The 15,963-nt window shown below is 65.2% G+C and carries 12 protein-coding genes; 6 read left to right on the top strand and 6 right to left on the bottom strand.

All coding sequences use genetic code 11. From position 1 onward, the window contains the following. Positions 1-108: 108 nt before the first annotated feature. Both APH30_RS19995 and APH30_RS19990 read right to left on the bottom strand, forming a co-directional pair. Positions 109-741, bottom strand: coding sequence for a response regulator transcription factor (locus tag APH30_RS19995; protein ID WP_082416219.1), 633 nt, complete (start codon positions 739-741; stop codon positions 109-111). Between the two features lie 11 nt (positions 742-752). Next, positions 753-2,129: a sensor histidine kinase gene (locus APH30_RS19990; RefSeq protein WP_156326578.1), complete on the bottom strand. Its 1,377-nt coding sequence runs from the start codon at positions 2,127-2,129 to the stop codon at positions 753-755. Positions 2,130-2,354: 225 nt separating this feature from the next. On the opposite strand from APH30_RS19990, the gene APH30_RS19985 reads away from it, so the two are divergent. From APH30_RS19985 to APH30_RS19975, 3 genes are all read left to right on the top strand, one after another. Further along, positions 2,355-3,977 (top strand): acyl-CoA synthetase, encoded by a 1,623-nt coding sequence (locus APH30_RS19985; protein WP_054913548.1) that lies wholly within the window; start codon positions 2,355-2,357, stop codon positions 3,975-3,977. 104 nt (positions 3,978-4,081) lie between these two features. Further along, positions 4,082-5,851 carry an acyl-CoA dehydrogenase C-terminal domain-containing protein gene (locus tag APH30_RS19980; RefSeq protein ID WP_054913547.1) on the top strand — a complete coding sequence of 590 codons (1,770 nt, stop codon included), beginning with the start codon at positions 4,082-4,084 and terminating at the stop codon, positions 5,849-5,851. Between the two features lie 140 nt (positions 5,852-5,991). Further along, a complete protein-coding gene (locus APH30_RS19975) occupies positions 5,992-6,999 on the top strand; it encodes a FecR family protein (protein WP_054913546.1) in 1,008 nt (335 codons plus the stop codon). A gap of 12 nt (positions 7,000-7,011) precedes the next feature. Here APH30_RS19975 and APH30_RS19970 read toward each other — a convergent pair whose 3' ends face one another. Continuing rightward, positions 7,012-8,331 carry a Na+/H+ antiporter family protein gene (locus APH30_RS19970; protein WP_054904446.1) on the bottom strand — a complete coding sequence of 440 codons (1,320 nt, stop codon included), beginning with the start codon at positions 8,329-8,331 and terminating at the stop codon, positions 7,012-7,014. A 237-nt stretch (positions 8,332-8,568) separates the two neighbouring features. On the opposite strand from APH30_RS19970, the gene APH30_RS19965 reads away from it, so the two are divergent. The 3 genes from APH30_RS19965 (at position 8,569) to APH30_RS19955 (ending at position 12,655) form a co-directional block, all read left to right on the top strand. After that, positions 8,569-10,713, top strand: coding sequence for a methyl-accepting chemotaxis protein (locus tag APH30_RS19965; RefSeq protein WP_054904447.1), 2,145 nt, complete (start codon positions 8,569-8,571; stop codon positions 10,711-10,713). Positions 10,714-10,793: 80 nt separating this feature from the next. Then, entirely contained in the window at positions 10,794-11,810 is a 1,017-nt protein-coding gene (locus APH30_RS19960) for an ABC transporter substrate-binding protein (protein WP_054913545.1), read from the top strand. Next, on the top strand, positions 11,807-12,655 hold the full coding sequence (locus APH30_RS19955; RefSeq protein WP_029884850.1) for a proline/glycine betaine ABC transporter permease: 849 nt from the start codon (positions 11,807-11,809) through the stop codon (positions 12,653-12,655). Before APH30_RS19960 ends, APH30_RS19955 begins: the two co-directional genes overlap by 4 nt. A gap of 43 nt (positions 12,656-12,698) precedes the next feature. On the opposite strand, the gene ilvA is transcribed toward APH30_RS19955, so the two are convergent. From ilvA to APH30_RS19940, 3 genes are all read right to left on the bottom strand, one after another. Continuing rightward, entirely contained in the window at positions 12,699-14,258 is a 1,560-nt protein-coding gene (gene ilvA / locus APH30_RS19950) for a threonine ammonia-lyase, biosynthetic (protein WP_054913544.1), read from the bottom strand. A 180-nt stretch (positions 14,259-14,438) separates the two neighbouring features. Next, positions 14,439-14,870 carry a PACE efflux transporter gene (locus tag APH30_RS19945; protein WP_009686655.1) on the bottom strand — a complete coding sequence of 144 codons (432 nt, stop codon included), beginning with the start codon at positions 14,868-14,870 and terminating at the stop codon, positions 14,439-14,441. 79 nt (positions 14,871-14,949) lie between these two features. Beyond that, the coding region (locus APH30_RS19940) for an ATP-binding protein (RefSeq protein WP_054913543.1) at positions 14,950-15,963 on the bottom strand (1,014 nt) is incomplete at its 5' end.

The raw sequence follows: 15,963 nt of genomic DNA, 5'->3' as shown, positions 1-15,963 counted from the left end.
CAAAGCCTTGATTAGCTTGCTATGCAAAATTTCATCATTCAGCCCGTTCGGTACCCACGGTCGTGGCTTGCGCAAGCCCCGCCCTTGGCCATGGCGCCACCCGCGTTGCTACTGCCGAGCCCGCAGCCCCAACGCTTCGACCGCCCCGCAGGCTATGGCCATGCCCACCAGCTCTGCCAGGCTGGCCGCCTGGAGCCGCTTCATTACCCGGCCGCGGTAAAGGTCGACGGTTTTCACACTGATGCCCAGGCGTTCGGCGATTTCACGGTTGCTCAGCCCTTGGGCCAACGGCACGAACACGTCACGCTCTCGCGGTGTGAGGCTGTCGATACGCGCCTGCACCTGCGCCAGCGCCTGATCGCCCTGGCGTACCCGCCCCGCGCGCTCCAGTGCGGCCTGCACACTGTCGAGCAGCAACTGATCGTTGTAGGGCTTTTCGATGAAGTCACAGGCGCCCGCCTTGAACGCCCGTACCACGATGGGCACATCGGCATGCCCGCTGACGAACACCACCGGCAGGGCCAGCCCACGCGCTTGCATGGCCTGCTGCACGGCAAGGCCACCGAGCCCCGGCATGCGCACATCCAGGAGCACGCAGGCAGGCCCGTCGTCAACGCACGCCTCCAGAAACGCCTGCCCGGTGGCAAATGGCAACGCCTGCAGGCCTACCGACTGCAGCAACCAGACGGTCGAATCACGCATCCCCTGGTCGTCATCGACCACATAGACTTTTGCTTGCACCGCAGCTCCCCTTAGCGCCTGCTGACCACCAGCCGGCAGCACAATACCAGACCACCGTTGTCCCCCACCCGCGCCCACAGGCTGCCGCCGAAGCCTTCGATCAGGCTGCGGCTCATGCTCAACCCCAGGCCCAAACCCTCCGCCTTGCTGGTGGTGAACGGCGTAAAAATTGCGTCCAGGCGTTCAGGCGCGCCCCCTGTGCCCTGGTCGGCGACTTCGACCAGCACGCCGTCGCCATCCCGCGTTGCGCCAAGCAGGATATGCGATGGCCGCTCGCCGTGGTGTTCACGGTTGGCCTCTATGGCATTGCGCAGCAAGTTGAGCAGCACCTGCTCCAACAGCACCCGGTCGGCGTACACCGAAGGCAGTTGCGCGCTGACGCGTAGCTCGATCTGCACCTGGTCACGGGCGGCCTCCCAGGCGCACAGGCGCATGGCTTCGCCAGCCACTTCAGCCACGTCCAGCGCCTGCAGGCGCCGCGGCCCCTTGCGCAGGAACGCGCGCAGGCGGCGGATCACTTCGGCGGCATGGGTAGCCTGCTCGCTGATACGCTGCAGGCCCTGCCCCACCCGCTCCAGGGCTTGCGGGTCACGCCCCAGGCTGTGCAGGTAGCGCTGACTGGCGTTGGCATAGTTGACCACGGCAGCCAGCGGCTGGTTGAGCTCATGGGCAATGCCCGAAGCCAGTTCACCCAGGGTGGCCAGCCGCGCGCTGTGCGCCAGGTTCTCCTGGGCTTCGATTCGCAAGGTGATGTCGCGAGACACGCTGACCACCTCCACCACCGCGCCCGTGTAGGTTTCGCGGATCGCCCGGCTGGCGATCTCGAACCAACGGTAGCCCCCGCTGGCCTGGCGCACCCGGCAAGTCATGGTGTGGTAGCCGTCCTGGTCCAGTGCAGCGGCGGCCTGGCGCAGCACCTGGCGGCGCTCCCGCGGGTGCAGCAGGCCATGCACCAGCCTGCCACGCAGTTGCTCAGGCCAAAGGCCCAACAGACGGTGGGCGGCCGGTGAGGCATCGAGAAAACGGCCATCGGGGCTGTGCCGCGAAATCAGGTCGGTGGTGTTCTCGATGATCAACCGGTACAGGCGCCTGGCACGGCTGGCTTCGCGTGCCCCCTGGCGCTCCTCGCTGGCGTCACGGCAGCGGCCCAGCACCTGCTGGCCCTGGTCGTCCGGCATGAAGGTCCAGAGCACGGTGCGCGCACCGACCTGTACCTCCACGTCGCTGATTGCGCGGTGCTGGCGCAGGCAGGCGCGGACCAGCGCCGTACAGTTGGCCGGTAGCCAAGCACGCAACGTAGGCCCCTCGGCAACCCAGGCCTGCAAGGCCGGGTTCAGCGCCACCACGCTGGCATCGGCGGTCAGCAGCAGGCTCGGTTGTGGGTCCATGGCCAGCAGGCAGGCGGCAGGTTGATCCACGTTGAACGGCTCCTATATAGTATTTCTACTATATTGCTATGGTCGATATTCCTATTACCATAGCCATTCGCGTAAAAATGCGACAGAGGGAGCGCCCCACCGTGCGCCTCCCTGTGCACCCTGAACAGAGCTAACAATCAGCCACCGGGGGCCAGGCAGCAGCCGCTGCGCCTGCCTCCCTTACAGGACTACCGCATGTCGATCTATGCCCAGGGCCTGCAGCCCGCTGCCGTCAACCATGTCGCCCTCACCCCGCTGAGTTTCATCGAGCGCACCGCCGCCGTGTACGGCGACTACCCCGCGGTCATTCACGGTGCCATCCGCCGTAACTGGCAGGAAATCTACCAACGCTGCCGACGCCTGGCCAGCGCCCTGGTCGGCCGCGGCATTGGCCGTGGCGACACGGTAGCGGTCATGCTGCCGAATATCCCGGCCATGCTCGAAGCGCATTTCGGCGTGCCGATGACCGGTGCCGTACTCAATACCCTGAATGTGCGCCTGGACGCCGAGGCCATTGCCTTCATGCTGCAGCATGGCGAAGCCAAGGTGCTGATCACCGACCGCGAATTCCACACGGTCATCGCAGCCGCCCTGGCCCTGCTCGAGCACCCGCCACTGGTGGTGGATGTGGATGACCCGGAATACGGTGAGGGCCGCGCAGTCAGCACGTTGGACTATGAAGCCCTGCTTGCCGAGGGCGACCCGGCGTTTGCCTGGGACTGGCCGGATGACGAGTGGCAGGCCATTTCGCTCAACTACACCTCCGGTACTACCGGCAACCCCAAGGGCGTGGTCTATCACCACCGTGGCGCGTACCTGAACGCCATTGGCAACCAGATGACCTGGGCCATGGGCCATCGCCCGGTGTACCTGTGGACCTTGCCGATGTTCCACTGCAACGGCTGGTGCTACCCCTGGACCATCACCGCCCTGGCCGGCACCCACGTGTTCCTGCGCCGGGTCGACCCGCAAAAGGTCCTGAACCTGATCCGCGAACACCGGGTCAGCCACCTGTGCGGTGCGCCGATCGTACTCAACGCCCTGGTCAACATGCCCGAGGCAGCCAAGGCTGCCATCGAGCACCCGGTGCAGGCGATGGTGGCCGGCGCAGCGCCCCCGGCCAAGGTCATTGGTGCCGTCGAGCAAATGGGCATCAAGGTGACCCACACCTATGGCCTGACCGAGGTCTACGGCCCGGTTACCGTGTGCGCCTGGCACGAGGAATGGGATGCGCTGACGCTGGAAGAGCGTGCGCAAATCAAGGCCCGCCAGGGGGTGCGCTACCCCACCCTCGACGGGCTGATGGTCGCGGACCCGCAAAGCCTCGAACCCGTGCCGCGCGACGGCAACACCCTGGGCGAGATCTTCATGCGCGGCAATACCGTGATGAAGGGCTACCTGAAAAACCCGGAAGCTACCGCTGAAGCCTTCCGTGGGGGCTGGTTCCATACCGGCGACCTGGCCGTGTGGCACGCCGATGGCTATGTGGAGATCAAGGACCGGCTCAAGGACATCATCATTTCCGGCGGCGAGAATATCTCCACCATCGAAGTCGAGGACGCACTGTACAAGCACCCGGCAGTGCTGGAGGCCGCCGTGGTGGCCCGCCCGGACGAAAAGTGGGGCGAAACTCCGTGCGCCTTCGTCGCCCTCAAGCCCGGCCGCGAAGACACCCGCGAAGCCGACATCAGCAGTTGGTGCCGCGAGCACCTGGCCGGGTTCAAGGTGCCGAAGACGGTGGTGTTCGGTGAGCTGCCCAAGACCTCCACCGGCAAGATCCAGAAGTACTTGCTGCGCGACCGCGCCAGAACCCTCTGACCCCATGGGGCCTGTTGCGGCTTGACCCACCTGCGCCCGCTGTTGCGCGAGCGGGATCAGCCGCGAAGGGCCAACCCTGATGTGCCATTTTTCAAGAGCCGCCGATGACCACCTACTCTGCCCCCCTGCGCGACATGCGCTTCGTACTGCACGATGTATTCAATGCCCCGGCCCTGTGGGCGCGCCTGCCGGCCCTGGCCGAGCACATAGACGCCGACACCGCCGACGCCATTCTGGAAGAAGCGGCCAAGGTCAGCAGCCAGCTGATCGCCCCGCTCAGCCGCCAGGGTGACGAGCAAGGCGTGCGCTTCGACGCCGGCAGCGTCACGACGCCCGATGGCTTCCGCGAGGCGTGGAACATCTACCGCGAGGGCGGCTGGGTCGGCCTGGGCGGCAACCCGGCCTATGGCGGCATGGGCATGCCGAAGATGCTGGGGGTGCTGTTCGAAGAGATGCTCTACGCTGCCGACTGCAGCTTCAGCTTGTATTCGGCGCTGAGCGCTGGCAGTTGCCTGGCGATCGATGCGCACGCCAGCGAGGCGCTCAAGGCCACTTACCTGCCGCCCCTGTACCAAGGCCGCTGGGCCGGCACCATGTGCCTGACCGAGCCGCATGCCGGCACCGACCTGGGGTTGATCCGCAGCCGCGCCGAAGCCCAGGCCGACGGCAGCTACCGCATCACCGGGAGCAAGATCTTCATCACCGGCGGCGAGCAGGACCTGACCGAGAACATCATCCACCTGGTGCTGGCCAAGCTGCCCGATGCGCCCGCCGGTGCCAAGGGCATCTCGTTGTTCCTGGTGCCCAAGTTCCTGGTTGACGCCAATGGCCGGCTGGGCGAGCGCAATGCTGCCCACTGCGGCTCGATCGAACACAAGATGGGCATCAAGGCCTCGGCCACCTGCGTGATGAATTTCGACGCAGCCACGGGTTATCTGGTGGGCGCCCCGAACAAGGGCCTGGCGGCCATGTTCACCATGATGAACTATGAACGCCTGTCGATCGGCATCCAGGGCATCGGCTGTGCCGAAGCGTCGTACCAGGCGGCTGCCCGCTACGCCAACGAGCGCCTGCAGAGCCGCGCCGCCGTGGGCCCGCAGCTGCGGGACAAGGCCGCCGACCCGATCATCCACCACGGCGATGTGCGGCGCATGCTGCTGACCATGCGCACCCTCACCGAAGGGGGCCGGGCGTTTGCCGCCTATGTGGGCCAGCAGCTCGACCTGGCGCGCTATGCCGAAGCTGGCAGTGAACGCGAGCAGGCCCAGCGCATGGTGGCGCTGTTGACCCCGGTGGCCAAGGCGTTCTTCACCGACAACGGCCTGGAAAGCTGCGTGCTCGGCCAGCAGGTGTACGGTGGCCACGGCTACATTCGCGAATGGGGCCAGGAGCAACGGGTACGGGATGTGCGCATCGCGCAGATCTACGAAGGCACCAACGGCATCCAGGCACTCGACTTGCTGGGGCGCAAGGTGCTGGCTGACGGCGGCCAGGCACTGGCCAGCTTCGCCGCCGAGGTACGGGCGTTCAGCCTGGAAGCCCCACTGCACCGGGCAGCCTTGCAGGCAAGCCTGACACGGCTGGAGGCCACCAGCGCGTGGTTGCAGGCACGCGCCACTGAAGACGCGAACCTGGTCAGTGCGGTGGCGGTGGAGTACCTGCAGCTGTTCGGGCTCACCGCGTATGCCTATATGTGGGCACGCATGGCGGCGGTGGCGTTGGCCAAACAGCATGAAGACAGCGGGTTTTACGGCGCCAAGCTGGCCTGTGCGGACTTTTTCTTCCAGCGGGTGTTGCCGCGCGAGTTGGCACTGGAGGCCAGCATTCGCGCAGGCAGTGCCAGCCTGTACGGGCTGGCAGCAGCGCAGTTCTGACGGCGGGCGCGAAAGGTTCTCAAACGCTCAAAACCGTTGCAATTCCAGCGGAAAACCGGCACAACTGATAGTCATTCGCCATTACCCAGGTTCTCCGGGGCCCATGCGCAAGGGTAGAATGCGCAAAACCCGGAGCCGCAATGAACCAAAACCGCCTCAAGCCCACCCCTGACGATGCGATCACCGACGCCGCCGCGCATTGGTGCATGCGCTTGCATGCAGACGATTGCACGGCGGCCGAGCGCGAGGCATTCCTGCGTTGGCAGGCGGCCGACCCCAGGCATGCCGATGAATACCAGGCCATGCTGGAAATCTGGCAAACCGCCGACCTGCTGCCGCGCACCGCCACGATCATGGACGTCAACCCAGCGGCCATCGCCATCAGGCGCCGGCGTAACTGGCGGCCCCTGGCTTCTGCCGCCGCCATCGCCCTGGCCGTGCTGCCACTGGCGGGCTGGTTCGGCTGGGAACAGGGTTGGTTGCCCAATCGCTACCAGCACTTCGAAGCGACTGACCACATGCAGAGCGTGGTCCTGAGCGACGGCAGCCAGGTGCAACTCAACCTGCACAGCGAGCTGACCTTCCTCAATTACAAGGACCAGCGCCAGGTCACACTCAAGCGTGGCGAAGCGTTCTTCAAGGTCTGGCACGACAGCAGCCACCCGTTCATCGTGCGCGCCGGCCGCGGCCAGACGCGCGTGACCGGCACCCAGTTCAACGTGTGGAAGTATCGTGATCAGGTCAAGGTCACGTTGCTGGAAGGTTCGGTGCTGGTCTCCAGCGACGGCAGCGCCGGCGGCTATCGCCTTGGCCCTGGCATGCAGGCCAGCTACCACAAGGGCGACTTCGAACCGCAACTGGAACAGAGCGGCGACGTCGGCAATAGCCTGGCCTGGCGCAGCGGCAAGCTGGTGCTCGACAACCTCAGCCTGGAACAGGCACTACCGGTGATCAACCGCTACCTCGACGCGCCGTTGCGGCTGGCCGATGCCAGCACCGGGCGCATCCGCATCAGCGGTGTCTACAATACCCGCGAGGTGGAACGCCTGGTCAACAACCTGCCCAAGGTGCTGCCGGTCTACCTGACCCGCAGCAAGGACGGCAGCACCGTGCTCAACCGCATTTCGCCGCCGCCTGGCAAAGGCTGACGCCCGCCCCGCCTACAAGGTCATGGCCGCCAGCCAGCCGAACGCCAGCAACGGCAGGTTGTAATGGATGAAGGTCGGGATCACGGTGTCCCAGATGTGGTGGTGCTGGCCATCCACGTTGAGCCCGGAGGTCGGCCCCAGGGTGGAGTCCGACGCCGGCGAGCCGGCATCACCCAGGGCACCGGCAGTGCCGACGATGCATACCGTGGCCAGCGGGTCGAAGCCCAGTTGGACGCACAGTGGTACGAAGATCGCAGCCAGGATCGGCACGGTGGAAAACGACGAACCGATGCCCATGGTCACCAGCAGCCCCACCAACAGCATCAGCAAGGCACCTACGCCCTTGCTGTGGTCGATCCACTGCGCCGAAGCCTGCACCAGGCTGTTCACCTCGCCCGTGGCCTTCATCACCTCGGCAAAGCCCGAGGCAGCGATCATGATGAAGCCGATCATGGCCATCATCTTCATGCCCTCGGTGAACAGGTCGTCGGTGTCGCGCCACTTGACGATGCCCGACAACGAGAAGATCAGAAAGCCGACCATGGCGCCGATGATCATCGAATCGAGCAGCAGTTGCACGATGAACGCGGCCGCAATCGCCAGCCCGGCCACCAGCAGCGTCACCGGGTTGTACTGCACGCTCACCTGCTCCACCTGGGCAATGCGTGCCAGGTCGTAGTCGCGTTTCTTGCGGTAGCTGACGAACACGGCCAGCAACAGGCCGACAAGCATGCCGGCAGCCGGGATCGCCATGGCGTGGGTGACGTTGACGCCGCTCACGTCGACACCGGCGCGGGCCACGTTGGCCAACAGGATTTCGTTGAGGAAAATGTTGCCAAAGCCCACCGGCAGGAACATGTAGGGGGTAATCAGGCCGAAGGTGATCACGCAGGCGATGAGCCGCCGGTCGATGCGCAGGCGGGTCAGCACATACAGCAGCGGCGGCACCAGCAGCGGGATGAAGGCGATGTGAATGGGCAGGATGTTCTGCGACGACACCGCCACCGCCAGCATCAGGCCGATCATCAGCCACTTGAGCTTGCCAGCATTGGCATGGCCCTGGCGGTCGATCATGGCCAGGGCGCGGTCGGCCAGGGCATGGGCCAGGCCGGACTTGGCGATCGCCACGGCAAAGGCGCCCAGCAATGCATAGGACAAGGCCACCGTGGCCCCACCACCGAGGCCGCCGTTGAAGGCCTTGAGTGTGCCTTCCATTCCCAGGCCACCGGTCAGGCCGCCGACGAGGGCGCCAATGATCAGGGCGATGACCACGTGCACGCGGGACAGGCTGAGTATCAGCATGATGCCGACCGCGGCGATCACTGCATTCATGGTGGGCTTACCTCTTTACGACAGAAAAAAGCGCGAACTCTGAAGCAGTGGGCGGCAGATGTCAAAATTGCCAGGTTGCGGCGGATTTCACCGGCGAAAAATTTAAATTGAATGTTTGAATAAAGAAAAATCCTACAGCGCCGATACGGTGATGTTGGGGCCACTTGCCTGCCCCCACGACCTGCCCACCCTGCCCAAAGCCATAACCCTTACTGCATTGAAAAAGGGAACCGCCCCATGCCTTTGCGACAACTCTCCATCCAGTGGAAGATCACTCTGCTCGCCGGCCTTTGCCTGGCCAGCATCGTCACCCTGCTCGTCGGCCTGTCGCTGTACCGCATGGACCACAGCTCGGACCTGGTCAAGGCCAGCAGCATGCAGATGTTGACCGAGGCGGCGCAGTCGCGCATCGAGTCGCAAGGTGAAGTACAGGCGTTGAACATTCGCCGCCAGTTCATGGACGCCTACCAGTACGGTGCCGGTTTCGCCCGCCAGGTGCTGTTCCTGCGCGAACAGGCCGAAAAGCGCTTTCTCGATGCCTTCGACCTGCGCGAGGACATGACGCGCCAGGTACGCGCCGCCTTGCAGGCCAACCCCGACCTGCTTGGCCTGTCACTGGTGTTCGAGCCCAATGCACTGGACAACAAGGACAACCTGTTCGCCGACAAACCGGAACTGGGCAGCAACGAGACAGGGCGCTTCGCCCTGTACTGGTCGCAGCCGCGTGCCGGCCAGCTGACGGCTATGGCACTGCCTGAACATGACATGGCCAACACCGAGATCGGCCCCAGTGGCCAGCCGGCCAACACCTGGTGGGTATGCCCGCGCACTACCGGCAAGGTGTGTGTGGTGGAGCCGTACTTCTATGCCATCGACGGCCAGCAAGTGCTGATGACCAGTATCGTTTTCCCGCTGACGGTCAATGGCAAGATCATCGCCACGCTGTCCATCGACATCAACCTCAACAGCCTGCAGGCACTCAGCGAAGAGGCCAGCCGCAACCTGTACGAGGGCCGCACCCGGGTCGGCATTCTCAGCCCGGTCGGCCTGCTGGCCGGCTACAGCGCCGACGCCAGCAAGCTGGCCCAGCGCGTCGACCAGGTCGACCCGGCCCATGGCGCCGAACTGGTGCGCAGGCTGGCCGCTGGCAAGCTGAGCATCCTGCATGACCAGCAGCGCCTGAAAGTGCTGGCCGCGTTCCGGCCAATCCCTGATGCCCAGCCCTGGGGCGTGTTGCTGGATGTGCCGGAAAATGCCCTGACCGGCCCCGCTGAAGCACTGAAGCAGGAACTGGACACACTGAACACCAGCGGAACCTTGCTGGAACTCGGCCTGGGCCTGGCTGCCGCGATCGCCGGCCTGCTGCTGGTATGGCTGATGGCGCGCGGGGTCACCCGGCCGATTCTTGGCGTGGCCGCCATGCTCAAGGATATCGCCAGCGGCGAAGGTGACCTCACCCGGCGCCTGGCTTACCAGAAGCAGGACGAACTCGGTGAACTGGCCGGCTGGTTCAACCGTTTTCTCGACAAGCTGCAACCGACCATCGCCGAGGTGAAACGCTCGGTGCAGGCCGCCCGGGGTACCGCCGACCAGTCTTCGGCGATCGCGACTGAAACCAGCGCCGGCATGGAGCAGCAGTACCGCCAGGTCGACCAGGTAGCCACCGCTTCGCATGAAATGAGCGCCACCGCCCAGGATGTGGCACGCAGCGCCGCCCAGGCCGCCCAGGCGGCACGCGATGCCGACCAGGCCACCCGTGAAGGCCTGGCGGTGATCGATCGGACCACCAGCAGCATCGACGCCCTGGCCGCCAACATGAGCGATGCCATGGCCGAGGTCGAGGGCCTGGCACAGAACAGCGAGAAGATCGGTTCGGTGCTGGAAGTGATCCGCTCGATTGCCGAACAGACCAACCTGCTGGCGCTCAACGCCGCCATCGAGGCAGCGCGCGCCGGCGAGGCCGGCCGGGGCTTTGCCGTGGTCGCGGACGAGGTGCGCAACCTCGCCCAACGCACCCAGGAGTCGGTGGAAGAAACCCGCCAGGTGATCGAGGCGCTGCAGAACGGCACCCGCGAAGTGGTCGGAGCCATGGACCAGAGCCACCGCCAGGCGCAGGGCGGTGTCGAGCAGGTCGGCCAGGCGGTGACCGCGCTGCAGCGCATCGGCCAGGCGGTGACGGTGATCACCGACATGAACCTGCAGATTGCCTCGGCCGCCGAGGAACAAAGCGCGGTGGCCGAGGAAATCAACAGCAACGTGGCCACCATTCGTGACGTGACCGAATCGCTGTCCGGCCAGGCCAATGAGTCAGCCCGGGTCAGCCAGTCGCTGAACAGCCTGGCCAACCAGCAGCAGGCGCTGATGGACCAGTTCCGCGTCTGAAGCATTGGGGGCGCCAGTGGCCCCCAGGGCAGCCCAACCTCGTCGTCTACACTTGCCGCACTGTCGACGACGAGGTGCACATGAAAACAATCCCCGCGCTCCTGGCCGGGCTGCTGCTGACTGTTGGCCTGGCCAGCACCGATAGCGCAGCAGCGGCCGACCAGCCCGCCCCCATTCATTTCGGCGCCATCAGCTGGGAAAGCGGCGCACTCACCACCGAGATATTGCGGCTGATTGTCGAGCGCGGCTACGGCTACCCCACCGACACCCTGCCCGGCAGCACGGTCAGCATGGAGGTGGCGCTGGCACGTAACGACCTTCAGGTCATCGCCGAGGAGTGGGCCGGGCGCAGCCCCGCCTGGGTCAAGGCCGAGCAGGCCGGCCAGGTATTCGCCTTGGGCGACACGGTAAAAAATGCCGAAGAAGGCTGGTGGGTGCCGGCCTATGTCATAGAGGGCGATCCTGCCCGGGGTATCGAGCCCAGTGCCCCCGACCTGCGCCAAGTCCAGGACCTCAAGCGCTACCCGCAGGTGTTTCGCGACCCCGAGTCGCCCGGCAAAGGCCGCTTCCTCAACAGCCCCAGCGGCTGGACCTCCGAAACCGTGAACAGCCAGAAGCTCAAGGCTTACGGTTTGAATGAGCTGTACACCAACTTCCGCAGTGGCTCCGGTGCCGCCATGGATGCTGAAATCACCTCGGCCATCCGCCGTGGCCAGCCCGTGCTGTTCTACTACTGGAACCCTACCCCACTCATGGGCCGTTACAAGCTCGTACGCCTGCAAGAACCCCCGTTCGATGCCCACGCCTGGGCCACCCTAACCGATGCAAGCAACCCCAACCCCCAAGGCAGCCAGTCGCTGCCGGCGAAGTTGTCGATCGGGGTGTCCAAGGCTTTTCGCGATGGCTACCCAGACCTTGTGCGTGTCTTCGAGCAGGTCGACTTGCCAATCCAGCGCCTGAACCAGGCGCTGGCGAACACGAGTGAAAAGCGCACGCCACCGCGCGAAGCCGCGCTGGCCTTCCTGCGCGATAACCGCGAGGTATGGAAGGCCTGGCTGCCCGCCGATATCGCCGCCAAGGTCGAGGCCAGCCTGTGAGCGGCGGTTTCCCTCAAGCCTTGCAGTTTTCCATCGCTGACAGCGTCAACCGCGTGGTCGACTGGCTGGTGTTGCACTACGGTGACCACTTGCGCAACGTGTCGGACCAGTTGCTGCAGGTGCTGGTCGGGCTGGAGAACCTGCTGCGCCTTGTGCCTTGGTGGCTGCTGCTGGCGATGGTCGGCCTGCTGGCCTGGCACGCCAGTCGCAGCCTGCTGCGCAGCGCGGTGCTGGTGGCCCTGCTGGCACTGATCGGTATGCTCGGGCTGTGGGACAAACTGCTGCAGACCCTGGCCTTGGTGCTGGTGAGTACGGGTTTGTGCGTACTGGTTGGCGTACCGCTGGGCATCCTGCTGGCCGCCCGGCCACTGGCCAGGCGGTTGTTGCTGCCGGTTCTGGATGTGATGCAGACACTGCCGGCGTTCGTGTACCTGATCCCGGTGCTGATGCTGTTTGGGCTGGGCAAGGTGCCGGCAGTATTCGCCACCCTGATCTACGCCCTGCCACCCTTGGTGCGCCTGACCCAGCTGGGCCTGAGCCAGATCGACCCGTCGTTGCTGAAGGCCGCCCATGGGCTGGGCGCCAGCCGCTGGCAGCGGTTGCGGCGTATAGCCCTGCCGCTGGCGCTGCCCAGCATCATGGCCGGGCTGAACCAGTCGGTGATGATGGCCTTGTCGATGGTGGTGGTGGCGTCGATGATCGGCGCGCGCGGCTTGGGTGAGGATGTGCTGGCCGGTATCCAGACCTTGAACGTGGGCCAGGGTGTGGAAGCCGGGCTGGCGATCGTCGCCCTGGCCATGGTCATCGACCGCATCAGCCAGGCCTACGGGCGCGGTGCACGCTGAACGGCGCGGCGGGTCCGCTTGACCGCGTACCCGCCAACCCGGCTCAGCCCAGGAACAGTGTGTAGGCCGGGTTGTCGGTCTCATCCCAGTACTGGTAGCCCATGGCATCCAGCGCCATTGGCAAGCCCGCCAGCTCTTGCGCCGGCACTTCCAGGGCGGCGAGCACCCGGGCCTGGGCCGCGCCATGGTTGCGGTAATGGAACAGGCTGATGTTCCAGTGCTTGCCCAAGCGCTCCAGAAAACCCAGCAACGCGCCTGGCCGTTCCGGGAACTCGAAGCGCAGCACCCGCTCAGTAGCCCCCGGGGCGGCATGACCGCCCACGGTATGGCGCACATGCAGCTTGGCCAACTCGTTGTCGGTCAGGTCCTGTACGCTGTAACCCTGCCCAGCCAGGCTGGCCAGCAGTTGCTTGCGCGGGTCGTGCACCGGGTGGGTCTGCACCCCGACGAACAGGCGCGCCTGCTGGCCGGGGTAGTAGCGGTAGTTGAACTCGGTGATCTGGCGTTTCCCTAGTGCCTGGCAGAACGCCCGGAAGCTGCCGGGTTGCTCCGGGATGGTCACTGCAATGATTGCCTCGCGCTGCTCGCCCAGTTCGGCGCGCTCGGCCACATGGCGCAAACGGTCGAAGTTGACGTTGGCGCCAGAATCGATCGCCACCAGGGTCTGCCCTTGTGCACCGTGCTGCGCCACATACTGCTTGATCCCGGCCACCGCCAATGCGCCGGAAGGCTCGGTGATGGAACGGGTGTCATCATAGATATCCTTGATCGCTGCGCACAGCTCGTCACTGCTCACCGTCAGCACCTCGTCGACGAAATGCCGGCACAACTCGAAACAATGCGCGCCGACCTGCGCCACCGCCACCCCATCGGCAAAGCTGCCCACCTGCGGCAGGACCACCCGCTCCCCCGCTGCCATGGCCGCTTGCAGGCAATTGGAGTCGTCCGGCTCGACGCCAATCACTTTTACCTCGGGGCGCAGGTACTTCACGTAGGCGGCGATACCGGCGATCAGGCCACCGCCGCCCACCGGCACGAAGATGGCGTCCAGCGCACCCGGGTGCTGGCGCAGTATTTCCATGGCCACCGTACCCTGGCCAGCGATGACATCGGGGTCATCGAACGGCGGCACGAAGGTGGCGCCGGCCTGGTCGGCCAGTTTCAAGGCATGGGCCAGGGCATGCGGGAAGCTCTCGCCATGCAACACCACATGGCCACCGCGTGAGCGCACCCCCTCCACCTTCAACGACGGTGTGGTGGTGGGCATGACGATGGTGGCCTGCATACCCAAGTGCGCAGCTGCCAGGGCCACGCCCTGGGCATGGTTGCCCGCCGACGCCGTGATGACCCCGCGCTCGCGTTGCGCGGTGCCAAGCCGCGACAGGCGGGTGTAGGCACCGCGGATCTTGAACGAGAAAGTCGGCTGCAGGTCTTCACGCTTGAGCAACACCTGGTTACCCAGGCGGGCAGACAAGGCCGGGGCAGCTTGCAGCGGCGTTTCGATAGCCAGGTCGTACACCGGCGCGGCAAGAATGCGCCGCACATGCTCCGACAGCAGTTGCTGGGGGGTTGCTGGGGTACGGGGGGTGCTGAAGCTGGTCATCGATGACTCCTTGGCTTTTTTACGTTGCCCAGGAGTCAGAGAGAAAAAACCCGCCTCCAGGGCGGGTTCGGTGCACGTACGCGCTAGCCCGCCAAGCTGATAATGGCGGTAATAATGATGGCGTTCACGTGTAGGTAGGTGTTCATAGGCCAGGAACTTAGCCTGCCGCGCAGGCCCACGTCAACACTTGGCTTGCTGCGCCGACAGCGGCACATCGAACACTTTGTCGAAGCCCCACTGGAACACGAAGGCGTAGACGAAGAAGAACACGAACAATGCCAGGTTGGTGAGCAGCGCCGCCCAGAGACTGACGTTCAGCCAGTAGGCCACCAGCGGCAGCAGGATCAGCACCAACCCACCCTCGAAGCCCAGGGCGTGCAGCAGGCGCCGGGTGAACGTACGTTCACGCCGCTGCTGGCGCGCCTCCCAGCGCTCGAACACCCAGTTGTAACCCATGTTCCAGCTCATGGCGATGCCTGACATCAGCACCGACAGCACTGTGGATTGCGCCATGCCGGCGCCGAACGCCAACGCCAGTGCCGGGGCCACGCAGGCGACGGCGATGGCCTCGTAAAGAATGGCCTGAACGATCTTGCGTGCCTTGCCTTGCATGTTCAGCTCCCTGGTTTGAAGAGCTGTAAACCTACAAGAACTGGCCGAGAAGAAAAAGCCTGTACGCCCCTGCCGCCTGCTAACGGGCAGGCAAGCGGATGCGGAACTGCGCCCCGCCCAGCGCCGACTGTGCGACAGTCAACGTACCGCCCTGGCCTTCGATCGCACGCCGGCTGATCGCCAAGCCCAGGCCAAAACCACCGGTGTTCCGGTCACGGCTGCGGTCCAGCCGGTAGAACGGCTGGAAGATCCGCTCCCGCTCCGCTACCGGAATGCCGATACCGTCGTCTTCCACCGTCAGCAGGCACGCGCCGTCCTGGTCCAGGCACAAGCGCAGCAACAGGTTTTGGTCACAGTAACGCATGGCATTGCGCACCAGGTTCTGCACGGCCCGGGCGGTGAGCCGCGGGTCCAGCACAAAGCGGGGTAGCTCGCTTTCGGCGCGAACTTCCCACTGGATGCCACGGCCATCGAGCTCCTCGGCGAAGCCCCCCAGCACGCTGTCGACCAGTTCCAGCAACGACACCTCGACCCGCTCGCGGGCCTGGTCGGCGTTGTACAGCCGGCTGTACGACAACAATTCCAGCACCAGCTCATCCAGCTCGCGCACATGGCCAACCAGTTCCAGCAAGCGCTTGCGGCTGGCTGGCGGCACTTCGTCGAACAACAGCACCAGGCCGAAGTCGAGCCGGGTCAACGGCGTACGCAGCTCGTGCGACACCGCATTGAGCAGCTCGCGTTGCTGGTTGACGTGCCGCTCAAGGTCGCTGGCCATGGTATCGAACACCCCGGCCAGCTCACCGATGTTGGAGTGCGGCGAGATGTGCGTACGCTCGGCCATGTGACCCTGGCCCAGGCGCCGTGCGGTTTCCTTCAGGCGCTCCAGGTCACGCCAGTGCGGCCACACCCACAGCAGCAGGCAGCCGAGCATGGCGGCACCGATCAAGACGGTCACCCCCCAGGACAATACGTTGATGTCGAACGGGTCGGGCGGCGAATGCAGCTCTACCAGCCACTGTTTGTCCAAGGGGGCCAGCACGGTTTCGTAATAGCCCCACTCGCCAATGCGTACCGCGTGCAGCCCCTGCGCCAG

Source organism: Pseudomonas sp. NBRC 111127 (genome assembly GCF_001320345.1).
Taxonomy (GTDB): Bacteria; Pseudomonadota; Gammaproteobacteria; order Pseudomonadales; family Pseudomonadaceae; genus Aquipseudomonas; species Aquipseudomonas juntendi.
The sequence above is the reverse complement of the archived record's forward strand: the minus strand, read 5'-3'. Positions and strand labels throughout refer to the sequence as shown.

What these genes read in the sequence shown, in the direction of transcription:
- APH30_RS19985 (WP_054913548.1), top strand. Translation starts at nt 2,355, where the DNA reads ATGTCGATCTATGCCCAGGGCCTGCAGCCCGCTGCCGTCAACCATGTC.
- APH30_RS19945 (WP_009686655.1), bottom strand. Translation starts at nt 14,870, where the DNA reads ATGCAAGGCAAGGCACGCAAGATCGTTCAGGCCATTCTTTACGAGGCC.
- ilvA (WP_054913544.1), bottom strand. Translation starts at nt 14,258, where the DNA reads ATGACCAGCTTCAGCACCCCCCGTACCCCAGCAACCCCCCAGCAACTG.
- APH30_RS19965 (WP_054904447.1), top strand. Translation starts at nt 8,569, where the DNA reads ATGCCTTTGCGACAACTCTCCATCCAGTGGAAGATCACTCTGCTCGCC.
- APH30_RS19970 (WP_054904446.1), bottom strand. Translation starts at nt 8,331, where the DNA reads ATGAATGCAGTGATCGCCGCGGTCGGCATCATGCTGATACTCAGCCTG.
- APH30_RS19960 (WP_054913545.1), top strand. Translation starts at nt 10,794, where the DNA reads ATGAAAACAATCCCCGCGCTCCTGGCCGGGCTGCTGCTGACTGTTGGC.
- APH30_RS19975 (WP_054913546.1), top strand. Translation starts at nt 5,992, where the DNA reads ATGAACCAAAACCGCCTCAAGCCCACCCCTGACGATGCGATCACCGAC.
- APH30_RS19990 (WP_156326578.1), bottom strand. Translation starts at nt 2,129, where the DNA reads ATGGACCCACAACCGAGCCTGCTGCTGACCGCCGATGCCAGCGTGGTG.
- APH30_RS19980 (WP_054913547.1), top strand. Translation starts at nt 4,082, where the DNA reads ATGACCACCTACTCTGCCCCCCTGCGCGACATGCGCTTCGTACTGCAC.